Source organism: Spirosoma endbachense (assembly GCF_010233585.1).
Lineage (GTDB): Bacteria > Bacteroidota > Bacteroidia > Cytophagales > Spirosomataceae > Spirosoma > Spirosoma endbachense.
Map to the genome: position 1 here is coordinate 4,352,236 of NZ_CP045997.1, position 17,063 is coordinate 4,369,298.

General features: G+C 47.6%; 14 protein-coding genes. 8 read left to right on the top strand and 6 right to left on the bottom strand.

Features of this window, described 5'->3' with window-relative positions; translation table 11 throughout:
• Positions 1 to 63 precede the first annotated feature (63 nt).
• On the bottom strand, positions 64 to 537 hold the full coding sequence (locus tag GJR95_RS17545) for an RES family NAD+ phosphorylase (protein ID WP_162387099.1): 474 nt from the start codon (positions 535 to 537) through the stop codon (positions 64 to 66).
• Positions 538 to 566: 29 nt separating this feature from the next.
• On the bottom strand, positions 567 to 977 hold the full coding sequence (locus GJR95_RS17550) for an antitoxin Xre/MbcA/ParS toxin-binding domain-containing protein (RefSeq protein ID WP_162387100.1): 411 nt from the start codon (positions 975 to 977) through the stop codon (positions 567 to 569).
• Between the two features lie 230 nt (positions 978 to 1,207).
• On the opposite strand from GJR95_RS17550, the gene GJR95_RS17560 reads away from it, so the two are divergent.
• The gene (locus GJR95_RS17560; RefSeq protein ID WP_162387101.1) at positions 1,208 to 2,041 is read left to right on the top strand and encodes an ADP-ribosylglycohydrolase family protein; all 834 of its coding nucleotides are present in this window, start codon (positions 1,208 to 1,210) and stop codon (positions 2,039 to 2,041) included.
• Between the two features lie 234 nt (positions 2,042 to 2,275).
• Here the strand turns inward: GJR95_RS17560 and GJR95_RS17565 are convergent, their stop codons facing one another.
• Both GJR95_RS17565 and GJR95_RS17570 read right to left on the bottom strand, forming a co-directional pair.
• Positions 2,276 to 2,692 (bottom strand): hypothetical protein, encoded by a 417-nt coding sequence (locus GJR95_RS17565; protein WP_162387102.1) that lies wholly within the window; start codon positions 2,690 to 2,692, stop codon positions 2,276 to 2,278.
• Positions 2,689 to 3,378, bottom strand: coding sequence for an RNA polymerase sigma factor (locus GJR95_RS17570; protein ID WP_198424856.1), 690 nt, complete (start codon positions 3,376 to 3,378; stop codon positions 2,689 to 2,691). The genes GJR95_RS17565 and GJR95_RS17570 overlap by 4 nt, the downstream gene beginning before the upstream one ends.
• A gap of 22 nt (positions 3,379 to 3,400) precedes the next feature.
• Here GJR95_RS17570 and GJR95_RS17575 point away from each other — a divergent pair, with 22 nt between their 5' ends.
• The 5 genes from GJR95_RS17575 (at position 3,401) to GJR95_RS17595 (ending at position 9,689) form a co-directional block, all read left to right on the top strand.
• Entirely contained in the window at positions 3,401 to 3,670 is a 270-nt protein-coding gene (locus tag GJR95_RS17575; protein WP_162387103.1) for a hypothetical protein, read from the top strand.
• Positions 3,671 to 3,838: 168 nt separating this feature from the next.
• A complete protein-coding gene (locus GJR95_RS17580) occupies positions 3,839 to 6,286 on the top strand; it encodes an outer membrane beta-barrel family protein (RefSeq protein ID WP_162387104.1) in 2,448 nt (815 codons plus the stop codon).
• Positions 6,287 to 6,688: 402 nt separating this feature from the next.
• On the top strand, positions 6,689 to 7,135 hold the full coding sequence (locus GJR95_RS17585) for a DUF5990 family protein (protein ID WP_162387105.1): 447 nt from the start codon (positions 6,689 to 6,691) through the stop codon (positions 7,133 to 7,135).
• Positions 7,136 to 7,695: 560 nt separating this feature from the next.
• Positions 7,696 to 8,811: a Fic family protein gene (locus tag GJR95_RS17590; protein WP_162387106.1), complete on the top strand. Its 1,116-nt coding sequence runs from the start codon at positions 7,696 to 7,698 to the stop codon at positions 8,809 to 8,811.
• A 293-nt stretch (positions 8,812 to 9,104) separates the two neighbouring features.
• Positions 9,105 to 9,689 (top strand): recombinase family protein, encoded by a 585-nt coding sequence (locus tag GJR95_RS17595; RefSeq protein ID WP_162387107.1) that lies wholly within the window; start codon positions 9,105 to 9,107, stop codon positions 9,687 to 9,689.
• Between the two features lie 205 nt (positions 9,690 to 9,894).
• Here the strand turns inward: GJR95_RS17595 and GJR95_RS17600 are convergent, their stop codons facing one another.
• Positions 9,895 to 10,896, bottom strand: coding sequence for an alpha/beta hydrolase family protein (locus GJR95_RS17600; protein ID WP_162387108.1), 1,002 nt, complete (start codon positions 10,894 to 10,896; stop codon positions 9,895 to 9,897).
• A gap of 498 nt (positions 10,897 to 11,394) precedes the next feature.
• On the opposite strand from GJR95_RS17600, the gene GJR95_RS17605 reads away from it, so the two are divergent.
• Positions 11,395 to 13,767 (top strand): ABC transporter permease, encoded by a 2,373-nt coding sequence (locus GJR95_RS17605; protein WP_162387109.1) that lies wholly within the window; start codon positions 11,395 to 11,397, stop codon positions 13,765 to 13,767.
• A 112-nt stretch (positions 13,768 to 13,879) separates the two neighbouring features.
• Here the strand turns inward: GJR95_RS17605 and GJR95_RS17610 are convergent, their stop codons facing one another.
• Positions 13,880 to 16,048, bottom strand: a complete 2,169-nt coding sequence (locus GJR95_RS17610; protein ID WP_162387110.1) for a tetratricopeptide repeat-containing sensor histidine kinase — start codon at positions 16,046 to 16,048, stop codon at positions 13,880 to 13,882.
• Between the two features lie 341 nt (positions 16,049 to 16,389).
• Between GJR95_RS17610 and GJR95_RS17615 the strand changes: the two genes are divergently transcribed.
• Positions 16,390 to 16,815: a response regulator gene (locus tag GJR95_RS17615; RefSeq protein ID WP_162387111.1), complete on the top strand. Its 426-nt coding sequence runs from the start codon at positions 16,390 to 16,392 to the stop codon at positions 16,813 to 16,815.
• Positions 16,816 to 17,063: the final 248 nt, after the last annotated feature.

Consider the following 17,063-nt stretch of genomic DNA (forward strand, 5'->3'; position numbering starts at 1 on the left):
CTCCTATTTGAGACAGAGGAACGTTCGTAATGTTCCCTACTTAATTAGTTGGCCATTATCTAATTAGTGTCCGCGTCGTGAAGGATCATACAGACGCTCATCAATCTCGAATACTTCCGATCCGACGACTTGACAACGGGTAAACAGTTCATGGCGGGGGTTGATCAAGTAGTTAGTCATGATAGGTACCACCGTACTGGGCACCTGAACGACTAAGTGTTCCGGTCTTTGTAGCCAATCCACTAGAAAGCTTTGAGAGGACAGGGGGCCACTACCGGTGGCTCGCCAATCAGCGGGCAGGTCCTGTTCTTGAAAAGAACGTATCGAGTCCGGCACCTCAATGGTGACTATATAGTACTGAGGTATGTGTTTAGGATTAAGATGCACCAGCACTTCCAGCAAGCTTAAGGCTGGGGATTCAGTGGTATATAGTAGCGATAGCCCCTTAGGGTTCCAACGGCCGCCATACAAGGCAGCTCCTTGTCCAGACAGTGGCTCATGACGATAAGCGGCCTGCAGTAAACGATAAACCAACATGTAATCAGGTGGGTAAGTCGAAGAGCGTGTTAATAGAAGATGCCGTGCTCAATCCGGCCTAACACATCGTTGACTTGGGTGAAACCGGCAATGGTCGTTAGCGTTTGCAACGGTGTACGACCATCTAACTCGCCTAGCGGATAGCGCAGCCACTCCCGCAAGGCCTGCTCATCGTCAGCATACACCCGCAGGCCATGCTGGATAACTTGTTGCAGTAACTCTGCCCGTTCGGCCGTGGGTCCGCTCAAAGCCGTTTGGTGCCGTAATCGGTGTAGGGTACTTTCCGAGAGCTGCAAGAGGGGAGCTAATTCTTTGAGGGTAACGCCGAGTTGTTGAGCTAACTGGTTGAGCCGTGCATCCAGTCCATTGGGTTTAATTTGAACAGGTCGTTTGGCTCGCAGTCCCGTTAACGGGGGGGCTAGGTGCTGATTGGTTTTCATAGCTGCAATTATCAGTTGACAATTATACAACAATCAACTGACAGTTGCAAGTTCCCCTTTGGTGGTATAGAGATCTTAACTAAACAATTCTGAGACCGTATGCTACTAACTAGGTTGGGCAGGTAGAAGGGCAGGTGAATCGGCTGAAGACCATCAAGCGAACCATGTATGGCAGAGCCAGTTTTGACCTGTTACGAAAACGAGTGGTTGGATTGGGTTAATCACCAAAAGTGATTCAGAACCAATTTGTCCGAAATAACCAGTCAGACGACAGTTCATTGACTTTTTGCCTAGCTGAAGCTTTAACCCAGGGGGTCGATTTACAGCGGATTGCCACCAACTTTCAAAAATGGCTCTTTCAGAACTACTGGACTCCATACGGAGAGGTATTTGATGTTGGTATCGCTACCCGAGAGGCCATTGAACGATTGGCCAAAGGAACCAAACCCGAGTTGGCCGGTGGCTTTGATGAAACCGACAACGGCAACGGTTCGCTCATGCGTATCCTGCCTTTAGTGTTTTATTCCAATAACAGACCTATTCAAGAACGCTATCAGCTCACCAAAGAAATCTCTTCGATCACTCATGCTCATATTCGTTCGGTGATCGCTTGCTTTTATTATTTAGAATTTGCCCGCCTGTTACTGGACCAAAAAGATAAGTTTGCCATTTACCAGCAATTACAGTCGACTTGTCTGGACTTTCTGACTTCTTTGTCCATCAATCCATCGGAGATTCATCACTTTGATCGACTCTTGAACGGAGATATACATAACCGGTCGATGGAAGAGATCCAAAGCAGTGGGTATGTAGTCCATACCTTAGAAGCCAGTATCTGGTGCTTGCTAACCACAGATAATTACCAGGAAGCGGTCTTAAAATCGGTGAACTTAGGCGAAGACACGGATACCACCGGAGCAGTTACCGGCGGCCTGGCGGGTTTGCTTTACGGCATCGAAGCCATTCCGTCAAGGTGGGTGAGCCAACTGGCGCGGTTGAAGGAAATTGAAGCTCTAGCTGATCGGGTAACGATACAACTTACCCGCTCTGGACAGGCTGGTTGAAGAAAAAAGATCATTCTGAAAATGGCCATCAATCTTGGTGGTAGGAATCCATCTTGTCCAAATCATTGGATTATGGCAGCAAATTTTCGTCTCATTATTACCCTCCTACCTGAGACGAAGAAGCCTTCATTTATATGCTTCTTTATTGGGGCGTTTCATACTAGAGTAAATTAAACAAACGAAGTGTCAGCTGAAGTCGTAACTAGCCGCGTAAGTAAGCGTTTCTTTATGGGTTCAGTGCCGTAGCCATTGTTTTTTTAAGCGTTGATGCTCTAAAAGCTGAACCAGCACCAGCACACTCGTGCCAAAAATAAGCGGCCATTGGTAGTTAGTCGGCAAGGAAAGCAAGCCGGATACATTGACTTGATTTTGCCCCATCAGTATACCGCCTGCCAACAGGATAATAGCGACCAGACTGAGCAGCCCATACAGCAATACTTGCCGGGAACGCTGTTTTTGTCGGAAGATTTGCCGCTCGATTTTTGCCGAAAAACCATAGAGCATCCCCGCTTCGGGTTCCGTTTTCAAGGCCTCAAACAGCCGTTTGTACGTCTTCGCGTCGGCCAACGAGCCCAGCTCATCGGGCGATGCTGATAAGTCGTTTTCCAGCCATTGCTGGATTCGTTCGTCTTCCTGATCGTCCATCATCATTCGTCTTTGAGATAACTGTCCAGTTTGTCTTTCAATAATTTGCGCGCCCGAAATAGGTAGTTTTTTACGGTTCCCTCCGGCAGGCCGGTGATCTGTTCAATTTCGGGATACGAGAATTCGTCCAGATGGTACAGCGTCAGTACCGTTCGATATTGCGCTGGCAACTGAGCAATCAGGTTGTTTACGTAAGCTGATACATCTTTTTGGGTGAGCGCCTGTTCGGGTGTTTCGGTGGTAAAGTAGGTCTGTTCGAGCGTATCGGTCAGGTCGGTGGTCGTTTGCTTGCGGTATTTCCGCAAATAGTCGATGGCCGTCAGGTAGGCAATCCGCGCAATCCAGGTCGATAGCTTGGATTCAAAGGCGAAGGTGTTCAGCCGGTTGTAAACTTTCAAGAATACATCCTGGCAGATGTCTTGGGCATCCGCCTGGTCGAGGGTTAGCCGATGCACCACGTGGAAGACGAGCCGTTCGTACTGGTTCACCAGCACTGTAAAGGCCCTAACGTCTCCCCGTTGTATTCGTAAAACCACCTCCTGTTCATCGAACATACCCAGTAGACGGAGGCCCAGGGGGAAAGGTTGCAGAAAAAGAACGTAAAACCCTGCAACCTTTCCCCCTGGGCCTCCGTCTACTGGGTCATCAACGCAAGTAAACAACAAACCAATGGCCGGCATCGTCTTATTCATCGTCATCCCGTACATCATCACAGTGATATTTAATTTTTTCCTTCGGAAACAGATCCTGGATTCAGGGCCTATCGATGATAATGCGCGGGAAGTTTTGAAAAGTCTTGCCCCGTTGGGGGTGGAACCCCTGAAGTGGGGCCTGTTAGGTTTATTTGGCGGGATCGGTTTGGTGGTCATCGAATTTATTCCGTATCACTTGAATGACTCTCCCTTACCCTACGGCGTCGAAGCCATCTTTCTGTCCATCGGGTTCCTGATCTACTCCGCTATCGTTCGTAAACGAAAGTCGTAAGCTACGGCTTCGGTAGGCCAACACGCCTGCTGGCAGCCGGGCCGTTCCTTCGTCCAATCTATCCTTATTGATCCGACGCTTCGGCGGTCCGACAGACACGTACCGTCGAACGCTGACCGGGGATTGCTGTGCCTTCTAAAACGAAAAATGACCTGTAAACACCCACTCATGAATAAGCCTACATCCCTTCGTATAGTGGTCTTAGTGGCCTTCGTAACGTTATGGACTTGTGCGTTCACCAGCTACGGGCAGACGCTAGTACCAACTTATAAGGTTTCCGGCCAAATCGCGGATTCGGCTACTCGCAAGCCCCTGGAATTCGTGACGCTGACCCTCATGGCCGACAGCCATAAAACAATCCGGGCCGACTACTCCAAACCCGATGGGTCGTTTGTGCTGGCAAGCCTCAAACCCGGTTCCTATTCGGTCGTCTTAACAATGGTGGGGTATCGAACGTATACGGTTCCCGTTATGCTGGCTGATACCGCTCACCCAGCGGTAGACCTGGGGCTTATTGCGCTACGATCGCAGGCGGTTGGCTTAAGTGAAGTCATCGTCAAAGCGGCCAAGCCGGTTATCCGTCAGGAAATCGACCGAATCGCTTATGATCTACAGGCAGACCCCGATAGTAAGGTCTATAATGTCCTGGAAATGATGCGGAAAGTGCCGTTTCTGTCGGTCGATGCCCAGGAGAACATTTTGCTCAAAGGCGGCAGTAATTACCGCATCTTCATCAACAGCAAGCCATCGGGCATGCTTGAGCGCAACCCCAGAGACGTCTTACGCAGTATGCCCGCATCGACGATTGAGCGGATTGAAGTGATCACGAATCCCCCGGCCCGCTATGACGCCGAAGGCCTGGCCGGCATCATCAACATCATTACGTTTAGGCAGCCCGCCAGCGGCTACAAAGGCTCGGTCAACCTCAGCGAACGGTTTCCGGTGGGGGGACCCGGCATTGGCGGTTCGCTGTCGGCCCAACTTGGTAAGCTCGGCCTGTCGGTGATTGGCGGGGGCAGTCTCTACAACACGCCCCGGACGAGCAACACCCTGGACCGGCTGTCGTCTGGCAATGCTCCAACCCAGCTCACGCAGACCGGCAGTAGCCTATCCGACAAACGCAGTGGCTACATGGGCTACGAATTAAGCTATGAGCTCAGTGACCGGCAGTTGATTTCGAGCCAATTTAACCTCAATGGCAGCCGCACCACTGGCGCGGCCAACCAACACTCGGCCCTGAGCGATCAGACCGGGCTGTTGCAGGCGTATGACCTGGCCTCGAATCAGTTGCTTACGGGCAACAGTGTCAGTGCCTCGCTCAACTATCAGCTCGGCTTCAAAGCCGATAAAGACCGGTTTCTGACCCTTTCCTATCGGTATTATGCCTATGGCGACCAACAGCAGGATCAGATCGCCTTCGCAAATCGGGAGCAATACGTTCAGCCTGATTATCGACAGGACAATGACCAGCGTTTTGCCGAGCAATCGTTTCAGTTCGATTACGTATCACCCATTAAAAAAGTGAACGCTGAGCTCGGCCTAAAAGCCATTCTGCGCCAGAATAACAGCGACTTTACGTATCGTTCGCTGAATCCGGCCAGTGGGACGTTTGAGCCAAACGCCGACTTAAGCAATCGTTACAACTATGATCAGAACGTCTTGAGCGCCTATACCGCGTATCAGTATAACCTGGGCAACTGGAACCTTCGGATGGGGGTGCGCGCCGAACAAACGCTGATCGACGCCGATTTTACGTCTACCAGCTCGCGAGTCAATCAGCAGTACACCAACCTGATTCCCTCGCTGGCGGTGAGCCGCAAACTGGAAAATAACCGGATTATTAAGTTGGGATGGGTTCACCAAATCCGACGGCCCAACATCCAGCGGCTTAACCCGTTTGTTGACCGCTCGAACCCAAATGTAGAAACGAGTGGCAACCCCAACCTACGCCCTAGTGCGTTTAATCGCCTTCAGTTAGGCTACGGCCTGTCAGGGAAGTTTTCGGTAAATATGGGCCTGGATTATACGTTCGTACGGGGTTTTGATTTATTGATTACCATCCTCGATCCGGCTACAAATATCAGCCGCAGCACCTACGAAAATACGGGTCGGGGTGATGCGCTGGATTATTCGCTGAGCGGTCGTTATCCGGTGAGCAAAAACTGGGACATTAGCTTTAATGGCATGTTTACGTATTTCTGGTCAGCCGTGGTCAGCGGCCCCTCGCAGGCCAGCACCCAGATGGTTCAGTACTTTATGACCGCTTCGAGTGGCTACCGTTTTGAGAAAGGGTGGCGAGCGAATGCCAGTTTGAATCTGGTTAGTGCCAGCATCCGGTCGCCCCAGGAGAAAGTTAATGGGCTGGTTGGCTCCTCCGTCAGCGTGACGAAAACCTTCATCCCCGATAAGCTATCGTTCTCGGCGTTAGTCAACAACCCCTTTACCCCCTTTCGCACGAACCGGATCGAGACGGTTGGGGCGGGCTTTGCTCAGGTGCGTACCAGCCGGGACTATTTTCGCTCCTTTAGCGTTAGCCTGAACTACAACTTTGGGAAATTGACCGAGACTATCCAAAAAAACAAACGCGAAATCAAGAATGATGACCTCGCGAGATAGCCGACAACCTGTAGGGAGGAGCGTTTACCGTTGACTACACATTTTATGTTGAAGCACGCTACTTTAATCTCAGAAAAGGCTCAGAAAGAGCGACGGTGGATGCTTCATTTGTCTATTTTGTACACATGCATACGCTCGTATGTATTTGGACAGAACAGATAACAAAATGCCTGGAAAGGCATTTTGCAAGTGTATCTCGAAAAGAGCGCTTTAAGAAGCTATGAATAGAACAACTTTCTCACGATGTACCATGCATGTACCAGTATGACGCCCTTAAAAACCGTCTTAAAATAGGGTAAAAACAAAAAATCGTACCTGAGAGAAATTAAAATCAGTAGGGAGATCAGTAAATGGTATCCCATCAAAACTTCTAATCGTACTGAACCAGAGACCTAAATTAGTATGAACCACGAGTTGATCGTTCGGATTGTCCTGCAAAAGCCGCCGGGCGGGGTAGATTTCGGGCTCCAGAAGGGCAGTGGACATGCCTATGAACCGGTACAGGTTCAGCAGGCCCATGCTCAGGACATTCGATTTGAGTGCCCCGTCACCGTCAAAGGCGACCGGCAGACCGATGAGAAACCGGGTTTTTCCGGGCCTTTTGTCCAGGGCTCTCCGCCGGAAAAATTTATTTATATCGATATCGGTACCTACGCCGGGCAGAGGGAGTCTATCTGGGGAGGGCGCCTGAAAGTGCCGCTCCGCGGAATTAGCTGGGATACCATCGAAGAAGTAATTATCTCTTCGGAATTAGTGCTGGAAACACAGGTACCGGGATCCGCAAAAGACGGAAGTCCAGCTTGTGCTACCGTAAAACCATTTGGCGGGTGGCACATTAATAAGGCGTAAATTTAGGTCTGCCACGACGAGTAAGGATACGATCATTCAGGTGAAAATTACCCTATAGGGAACAAAACTGCGAGAGTGGCTAGGGGTCCAGGTTAACAAACGTTCTCTGTTTTTTGCGCTTCATGAGGCCATTCAAATCGCACTGGGCTGGCAGCATCCTCCCCTTTAGGAATTCAGGGTTGGCAACCATCGCATCGGCTAAGCTGACGATCGGTTCGGCTTGATGACGATGAACAGATCGATGCGGAGACCGCGCTGCTAAGTGAAATGAGAAAAGATCGCGGTTCCCATTCGTTTCTTTAAGGCAAAATTGATTTTAGGTTATCTCACCATACGCTCCTATGCGAGACGGCACACCATATTTTAATGTGAAGAATCATTTTTTGAAATAAGTATACACCGACTCAAAATTCTGGGTGTTTGAAACTACCGTCATGGTACTTGATGAACGGTATTATACTAAAAGATGAAATACTCGAATTACAAAAGAGTTATAGATTTGTTTTCTATAACTCTTTTTTTCTGTTAATATTGAGTTATAGAGAGTAGCTTTATAACTCATGAAATGGATTTGGCAACTACCGAACTGGCCACAGTTCACATTTGATACAAGTAAGTTTACCCACTTCGAGAGAGAATTCCATCGAAATGCAGGGGTGATAATTGGGTCGTTGACTGCCGTTTCTGCCGATGAGGTCAATGAATTACGGATTACTCTACTCAGTAATGAAGCGCTTGACACCTCAAAAATTGAAGGAGAGCTCTTAGACCGTGATTCTGTTCAGTCATCGATTCGCAAACAGTTAGGCCTACAAACGGATGGTAGAAGGGCAGGCCCAAAAGAAACAGGTGTTGCTCAAATGATGGTCGACTTAGTCAGAAGCTATCAGGAGCCACTTACCCAAGAACATCTTTTTTTGTGGCACAAAATGATCATGAATGGTAGAATTGATCTGGAAACGATTGGTGGCTACAGAGCCCATGTTGACCCAATGCAAATCGTATCAGGCCGATTAGACATGCCCAAAGTATACTATGAAGCTCCTCCATCCGACCGTATGGAAGTAGAGATGAATCAATACATCGATTGGTTCAATCGAGCTGCTGAAGCGCAAATACCAACAGTTGTTCATGCGGGTATGGCCCATTTATATTTTGAATTGATCCATCCTTTTGAGGATGGCAATGGGCGGATCGGACGTACAATTGCCGAAAAGGCACTGGCCATTGGGGCCCGGCAGTCATTGATTACTTCATTATCCAGTGCGATCGAGCAAGACAAAAAAGCCTATTACCAGGCTTTAGAGCGGGCCAATACCTCTTTGAACATCACGGAATGGCTCATCTATTTTTCGGAAAAGATCTTGGAAGCCCAAGTCTATGTTCAGACAATGATTGCCTTTGTTGTCCACAAAGCTCGGTATTTAGAAACGTACAGTACCCAGTTGAATGATCGACAGATGAAAGTAGCGTTACGTTTGTTCCAGGAAGGACTGGCTGGCTTCAAAGGAGGTTTAAGTGCAGAAAACTATATTCGAATCGCTAAAACCTCAAGAGCAACTACTACCCGGGATCTGGCTGAGATGGTTGAATTAGGTGCCTTGAGGAAGCAAGGAAAGCTACGACATACGCGCTATTATCTTCCTATACAGGAAGTAGCTAACAAAGAACCGTAGCTGTGCTGGCTTACCGACCAGCTTAAGTATCTCAATGTAAACATCCCCTATTTTGGTAATAAACGTAAACTAAGGATTGAGTGGGATAGCGACCCCGACTCAATAGGTATAAATCAGATAATCATCATAAAATGGAGCACTCTCACAAAATACAACTCATAACGAGCTGAGGGATTTTGTATAGATCTGCTTCTTAAATGTGGGGATGGCAGACCGATATTTGAGGAGATGCAACCAACTAACTACTAATCTCATCTCCTTAAATATCAGTCTACACTGGTTCGGATACTTTTATGTTATTTGGCTACGCCCGCGTCTCAACACAAGACCAAAACTTGAATCTTCAACTAGATGATCTTAAAAAGGCCGGATGTCAAAAAATCTTTCAAGAAAAGGTATCCTCCATCAAAGAACGACCCCAATTGCAAAAGCTACTAGAGATTCTTCGAGAAGGCGATACAATCATGGTCTGGAAGCTCGACCGTTTGGGTAGATCTTTGAAAGAACTGTTCACGTTGGTTAATGACTTTCAAGCGAAAGGTATTGGTTTTTGCAGCCTGAATGATGCTATCGATACAACTACCGCGCAAGGCCGTCTGGTGTTTAATCTGTTTGCATCGTTAGCTGAGTTTGAACGTGACTTGATCCGGGAGCGGACCAAAGCGGGTTTGGCCGCAGCGCGGGCTAGGGGCCGCGTTGGCGGACGCCCCAAGGGGCTCTCTACCGAAGCCCAAGTGAAGGCACGGGCCGTAAAGTCCATGCATGCCCTCAAGACGCATACGATCCCGGAGATTGGTCAACTGTTTCATCTCAGCCGAGCGACGGTCTATCGATACTTAGCTTGGCAAGAGAAAAAAGAAGTGCTAATAAGTAAATGAAATTGGTTGATCGCAACAAACGCTCCTAAGCGAGACGATGATTCTAATTAAATCTGCTTCAAGAAATGGGCGTTTCAGGAGATTGAAAATTAAATGCTGGAGCCATTCAGAAAGAAGCCTGGAAGAACCTAAGAGACGTTTTAGATTGACACCGGTTTACTTTCTTCTAAGCCCGTTTGAAATCAACTAACCCACTCGCCCGTTTTTATAGCTTGGATAAGAAATCATCAATCCGCTCAGCTAATGCTGGGTTATCGGTGGCAATATCGGTATGTGTTTTAGGGTAACTATAGAGTTTAAACGTTGAATCCAGTTGAAGCTGGGCCATTTTCTGTTCCAACTCACGGCCCTGACTGATGGGAACGATGGGGTCATTTAATCCCATATGCAATTGGGTTAAGGGTAAGTGCTGGGCGAAATAAAGCGGGCTGGATGCAAGTAATTTGCTTCGGGAGACCGCTAAACTAGCGGAGTTACTTTTGAGCGCATTTAAAAATTGGCACTGGTAGGTTGGGTCATTTTCATGTTGAGCCGTGAGCGTTACTAAATCCGTGGGGCAAACCACGCCTACGACCCGTTTTACCCGTTTATCGCGTATGCCCGCTAAGAGCGCTACCGTGCCGCCCCGGCTACCTCCTCGTACAGCCGTTCTGTTAACATCTGCGCTAGTTTCGGTTTGTTGAATCAGGTTCAGAAACGCGATGGTATCATCGGTAGCCCCATCAAAGGCATCGCATTGGTCGCCCTCCGAAACAGGGGATGCATAAAGAGTGCCGTTTACGGTAAGGGCTACTGATTGGCCCCTCAGCGCTGGAATGGCGAGGATAAAAGGCGTCTTGGCCAAGGCGCTATCGACGGCGAGGGAAACTGAATTGGCCGTAATGCCTAACCCAAATCCATTGATCAATAGCCGAACTGGCAGGCGGTTAGCTCCTTGAGGAATGAGTAAAGCGCCATATTCCTTAATACCAGCCACCACATAAGCCACCATTTTGAGGGTAAATTTTCCATTCAAAAGTTTACTCTCCTGAACGAGCTGGTAGTTGGTGGGTACTAACTCTCTTTTTTGCCAGTCCATACTAATCTGAGCAAGTTCTGCTTGTTGAGGAACGGCAAATAATACCTGCTTGTCAGCCTGAGGCAGGACGTCCTTTTTAGTACAGGATAAAACGATGGTAATCAAAGCTGAGAGTAGAAGCCGTTTCAATTTCAGGAGGTTTTATCGTGTCGGTAAAGGTGCAGGGATAAGTCAACGAGTCAAAGTTAAATGTTGTTAAACGGGTGAAAGGCTGAGTTATCTTACCATCTGAATCCTTCAAAAGAGTTTATACCATCAGCCGGTTATTCTCTTCAAACGCTCCCACACGAGTCGATTGGGTATCTATAATTCGGGCGATTAAAGAGATGGCAGATTAGGTCCATACTCTAGGAATGAGGTTTTAATTTGAAAGTCTCCAAGCCCGTACAGAACCGGACATATTCCCCCTTTTATTGTCCGAAAGCGTACATCGCAGCACTAGCTAAATAGCTAATCCATTCAGCAAAAGCGCATTAGCGACGTTGGTATAATAATTGAGCCAAGAGTAGAGCAAACCAAAAGCTGAAGGGTTGAAGACTGCTTACCGAAGCCGATAAACGCTTGAATTCGTATCGTTCAACTAAGCAGAATCGTACCGCAATCAGCTAGACCTAGACACCTAGAAGTATGTTCCGAAGTTTTATCATCACCGCTATTCGACAGCTTCAAAAGAACCGACTTTATACAACCATCAATTTAATAGGCTTGGCCGTTGGCGTAGCCTGCTGTCTGCTCATCTTTGTTCTCGTTCGCTACGAAACCTCCTTTGATGCCTATCATAGCAAAGTAGATCGAATCTACCGGGTGAACTTAAATCAACAGACCCCTCAAGGCCAACAGTTTAATGGCTGCAACTACTCGCCACTGGCCCAAGCAATTCGACAGGATGTGACCGGATTAGAGCAGGCCACGGGAGTTTACTGTTTGCAACGCTACCAGTTCGCCAAAGATCATAATCTATTTGAAGACCAGTACGCCTTTTTTGCCGATCCGCATTATTTTGATGTATTCGATGGGATTTGGCTGGCTGGTAATAAAGAGCGGGCCCTAGCTACCCCTAATTCGGTGGTCGTCACCGATGCGTTTGCCAACAAGTTTTTAGGCGGATTGGATCAGGCGTTGGGCAGTACCTTTACCCTCGAAAACAAACTGCCTCTGACGGTGAACGGCATTGTTCAAGCCCCACCATCCAACACCGATCAGCCCTACAGTCTGCTGATTTCCTACGCGTCGCTGGCTCGGTTCCTGCCCGAGAGTGTGAACAACTGGAAGACCGTAGGGACTGGGGCTACGTATGTGGTCTTCGACAAGGAAACCCGAAAAGATCGCATCAACGCCCAACTTGAGCAACTGATTCAAAAATATCTCCCCAAAGAGGTTGCCAAGAACACCGCATTCCATTTACTGGCGCTCAAGGACAACCATGATCGCAATTACGATTATACCAGTTTCACCTACGATTTTCCCGTACCGGTGATGATTATTTTGGCCATCATTGCGGGCCTGGTCGCCTTCATTGCCTGCATCAACTTCATCAATTTAGCCACTGCTCAAGCCTTAAAACGAGCGAAAGAGGTCGGCATCCGCAAATCAATGGGTAGCTCCCGTTTTCAGTTGATGATGCAGTATCTGAGTGAAGCTTTCGTTGTCACGGGATTAGCCGTCATGACCGGGCTATTCTTAACGAAAATAGGCATTGGTGAGCTAAACAAACTCTATGGGGGTGAGTACCTTCAATTCAGCCAACTAACCCAGCCCCCCTCGCTCCTCTTTATTGGCCTAGTTATCTTAGTGATCACCCTATTAGCCGGGTTTTATCCAGCTTTCGTGCTGTCGGGTTACAAACCGGTGCTCGCCTTGAAATCGCAGACCTACAGTGGAACGGCCAAGGGGCTTTCACTCCGGCGGGCGCTGGTCGTCACTCAGTTTATCGGGGCACAGCTGCTGATCATTGTCACGCTGATTATGACCAACCAAGTCAACTCCTTTAAGGAGCGTCCCTTAGACTACGATCCCAAAACTATTGTGTTAATTCCCGCGCTGCGGGGCAATGAAGCGGGACAACATGAGCGGTTGCGGCAAGCGTTACAAAACGTTTCAGGACTGCTTAGCTACAGTTTTGGCAATTTAGGTAATGAAACGGGGGCGTTCTATACCAACCCGCAACAGAAACATTCCAGCATTATCAGCTATGCGGATACGTCCTACATTCACGCTTTTCAGACGCGCTTGCTGGCGGGAAAAAATCTATCCGCCACTGGCAGCCAGTCCCCAGCCCAGGTTTTAGTCAATGAATCGTTGATTAAGTCGTTGGGAATTACCAATCCGGCATCCGCTATCGGCGTTACCTACACGCTAAACGATCAGCTAGTAACCATCGGTGGTGTGATGAAAGATTCCTACACCCAGCCTATGAGCAACCGGGTTGATCCGATCACAATCCTTTACAAGCCCGAAAAATTCACCGGCCTTGCGCTAGCGATCTCAACGGGGGGCACTGCCCAGACGCTACAGGGTATTGAAGCGGCTTGGAAACAAGCCTATCCCACTTATTTATGTAAATATCAATTTATGGATGAGTCCATTAATCGCTCGTATGGGGAATACAATCTCATTTTCTCGGTACTAAGCGTGGCTTCTTTTCTGGCTATCCTAATCGGTTGTTTGGGCTTGTACGGACTGGTGTCGTTTATGGCCATTCAGCGCACTAAAGAAATTGGTATTCGCAAAGTGCTAGGGGCCACCGTACCCAACGTGATGCTGCTTTTTACTAAGGAGTCCGTTATCTTGATCATCATTGCTTTTGTCATTGCGGCTCCTTTAGCTCATTTCTTAGGGGTCGCCCTCCTGATGGAGTTTCCTGAACGGGTGAGCCCCGGCATTCCCCTTTTCCTAAGCGGATTTCTAATTTCGCTATTAATTTGCTTATTGACAGTGGGGTATCGTTCATATCAGGCAGCAACACAAAACCCAGTTGAAAGCTTGAGAAGTGATGACTGAATCAGTCGAACTGCCCCGTCAATAAGGTGTATTTCTACTGGAAACTCGTCATTAAACTCGTCGGTATACTAAGTAACCTTCTAATGATTTACCGCAGGAAAGGTTCGTCTCATTAAAACCCTCCAAAATGAGACGAAGAAATATTCATGTATTGTCTCAGATAATTGGGCGTTTTTTGAGATAGTACACTCGCTTGACTCAAAGCAGGTAATTGAATTACGAACTCGGTACTTTCTCCTTCCAGACTTTCCACCGTCAGGCTGCCACCGTGCCCTTTGGTGACAATATCATAACTCAAACTCAGCCCTAATCCGGTACCTTCTCCGGTGGGTTTGGTCGTAAAGAAAGGCTGGAAAATCTTGCCTTTCAATGTGTCTAGAATGCCCGTCCCGTTGTCGCTCACCCGAATTTCGGTATACCCATTGAGCTGCCTCGTGCTGACCCTGACCGTGGGTTGGTAATCTGGCGAAGCCGTTAACTGTTTGTCTTTGACGGCATAGAACGCGTTATTATACAGATTTAACAACACCCGCCCAATTTCTTGCGGTACCACCTCTAGGAGCCCTGAATCAGGCTCAAAATCAGTGACCAACTCCGCGTTAAATTCCTTGTCTTTAGCCTTTAACCCATGATAAGCCAGCTTGAGGTATTCATCGGCCAGAACATTGAGGTCGGTAGGGTGTTTTTCACCCGTATCGGTGCGAGAGTGTTCAAGCATGCCTTTAACAATGGCCGAGGCCCGACCACCATGATGGTTGATCTTTTGGAGGTTTTGTTTCAAGTCGACTAGGATTTCGGCTTCTAATTTGGTGTCGCGGTCGGCTCTTTGCTGCTCCTCTTCGAGTTCGGTAACTAACTCCGCACTCACTTCCGAAAAGTTGTTGACGAAGTTCAAAGGGTTCTGAATCTCGTGGGCGATACCTGCCGTTAGCTCACCCAGGCTGGCCATTTTCTCCTTTTGGATGAGTTGGGTTTGGGTGGCACGTAGCTCGATTAGGGCGTTTTCAGCTTTGGTCCGTTGGATGTTAATCTCTTCTTTTTGCTGGTACAAAATGAGATTGGCCTTTTGTTTCTGGGTATAGCCATACACGATCAATCCCAGCAAGGCCACCAGCATACCAACTCCATACAGCAGATAGGTTCGTTGTTGAATTTGCTTTTGGAGTTGGGCGGCTGTGAGCTGCTGCTCAAAGTGGAGGGCCGTTTCTTTTTTGTCGAACTCATACTGAAGGGTGGCAACGGCAATCTTGTTGGCGTTTTGCTGGTTAATGACCAGGTCTTTGGTTTTGATAAAGTCCTTGAAACTGGCAAAAGCGGCCTGTGGCTCGCCCAGCGCATCCTGAACCTGACTCCGGATTTGATAGGCTTGATACAAGTAGGGTAAATCGCCCCGTTCTTTTGCCAGCACCACGGCACTGTCAGCATAGGCATTGGCGTTTTGTAACGTATGGGTTTTACTGCTCTTTTGTAGTGTCGTTAAAGAAGTGGCATTGCTATCCGTAGCAATTTTAAAATTCAGCTTGCTAAGGTTACTGTAAACTCTTATCAATATGGCTTTATTTCCAGTTGCTTTACTCAGGTTCAGCCCGTTTTGCAGATAACTGAGCGCTTGCGGATAATTGGCCAGGTTGAGATAGGTCTGCCCCAGGTCATTGAAAATATTTTCCTTATCTAGACGTTGAAACCCTATGTCTTCCAGTAGCTTCAACGATTTTAGCTGATAGTCCAGTGCTTTGGCAAACTCACCTTGTTCGCTGTATACGTTACCTATATTCCCTTGCCAAAGAAACACGCCTCTTTTATTGCCTAATTCCTTAGCCCCTTTCAAGGCTTTTCCAAAATAGGCTAAGGCTTTGGGATAATTGGCCATTAAAAAATAAATGCCGCCCACATTGCCGGTTATGGTACTAATCCGGTTTTTGTCTTTTAGTTCTTCAGCCATTCTCAAACCACTCAAATAGGCCGTCAAGGCTTGGGGATAATCGGATTTAGTGAAATAAAGATTTCCTAAACGAGTATAGGCGGCCGCTATGCCTTTTTTCCAGGTCAATCGCTGGGCAAGTGCCAAAGCCTGACTGGCATAGTTGATCCCTTCGTTAAGGTTACTATTTAGATACTCATTGCCTATGCCGTTTAGCAGCTTAACGCGGTTGGTATCGGGTTTGACGCGGGGCAATTCGGCCAACAACGAATCCAGACGGGCTTGTCCAACTTTGGCTTGGGCGAAGGCAACACCATGAGGGAGATTGAGTAACACACAAATCAGTAAAAGTCGGAGCATGGTGGGGAGGTCAAGCGGAGAATTTAGCAAGCTAACCAAATAAAGTCAGGTTGTCTGCTCAAAGGTCAGCCTGATTACTGAGAAAAACTGTCAGATTCGGGGCATATGCCATCTAATCGTCAGGAATTGGGCGTAAAATACGGGTTTAATGGTCTATTTCTGATCCACGGATGAACAGCCGGATTACCGTTAGTATTAAACGCTTCTTTAGATTTTAACAAGGCGGCTGGGACTACTTCTTTTAAAATCTGTGGACCATTCCCTCATTCGTAAAAACAAAATGCGTAATTATGGGTATTGACGGCATGAGCTCATACTAGTTCATAATCAACGATTTATTTGTGCCACTCAAAGGACCAATTATTTGCATTGAAGACGATAAGGACGACCAACTTTTAATAGGGGAAGCCATTAAGGAATTACAACTTCCTAATGAGGTGTGCTTTTTTATTGATGGTGAGGCTGCACTCGAATTCCTAAACGCTACGACGAAAAAACCATTTCTGATCTTGTGCGATACCAATCTACCGATCATGAATGGCATTGAATTGCGTAAACGTCTGAGTGAAAACGAATATCTCCGGCGTAAATCGATTCCGTTTGTATTCGTTACGACCTCTGTCAATCCAGCCCTAGTTCAAACCGCTTACGATATAACCGTTCAAGGTTATTTCAAGAAACCATACTCCTACATCGATCTAAAACAACAGATCAAACTGATCATAGCCTATTGGAGTGAATGTCTTCATCCTTACAGCGAACTATAGTAATTAATTAATATTCTGGTGATGAGATCAAGGGGCACGTTTCTCACTTTGGGAAGTAAGTACGAAAATTGTAGGTAGCTGGTCAACCAATAAACGGTGGTTGACTTAATCTCATTTAACGCTCCTATTTGAGACAGAGGAACGTTCGTAATGTTCCCTACTTAATTAGTTGGCCATTATCTAATTAGTGTCCGCGTCGTGAAGGATCATACAGACGCTCATCAATCTCGAATACTTCCGATCCGACG

Bases quoted from the DNA above. Each gene is read 5' to 3' on its own strand.
- GJR95_RS17545 (WP_162387099.1), bottom strand. From the start codon at position 537: ATGTTGGTTTATCGTTTACTGCAGGCCGCTTATCGTCATGAGCCACTG.
- GJR95_RS17550 (WP_162387100.1), bottom strand. From the start codon at position 977: ATGAAAACCAATCAGCACCTAGCCCCCCCGTTAACGGGACTGCGAGCC.
- GJR95_RS17565 (WP_162387102.1), bottom strand. From the start codon at position 2,692: ATGATGATGGACGATCAGGAAGACGAACGAATCCAGCAATGGCTGGAA.
- GJR95_RS17570 (WP_198424856.1), bottom strand. From the start codon at position 3,378: ATGAATAAGACGATGCCGGCCATTGGTTTGTTGTTTACTTGCGTTGAT.
- GJR95_RS17580 (WP_162387104.1), top strand. From the start codon at position 3,839: ATGAATAAGCCTACATCCCTTCGTATAGTGGTCTTAGTGGCCTTCGTA.
- GJR95_RS17585 (WP_162387105.1), top strand. From the start codon at position 6,689: ATGAACCACGAGTTGATCGTTCGGATTGTCCTGCAAAAGCCGCCGGGC.
- GJR95_RS17590 (WP_162387106.1), top strand. From the start codon at position 7,696: ATGAAATGGATTTGGCAACTACCGAACTGGCCACAGTTCACATTTGAT.
- GJR95_RS17595 (WP_162387107.1), top strand. From the start codon at position 9,105: ATGTTATTTGGCTACGCCCGCGTCTCAACACAAGACCAAAACTTGAAT.
- GJR95_RS17605 (WP_162387109.1), top strand. From the start codon at position 11,395: ATGTTCCGAAGTTTTATCATCACCGCTATTCGACAGCTTCAAAAGAAC.
- GJR95_RS17610 (WP_162387110.1), bottom strand. From the start codon at position 16,048: ATGCTCCGACTTTTACTGATTTGTGTGTTACTCAATCTCCCTCATGGT.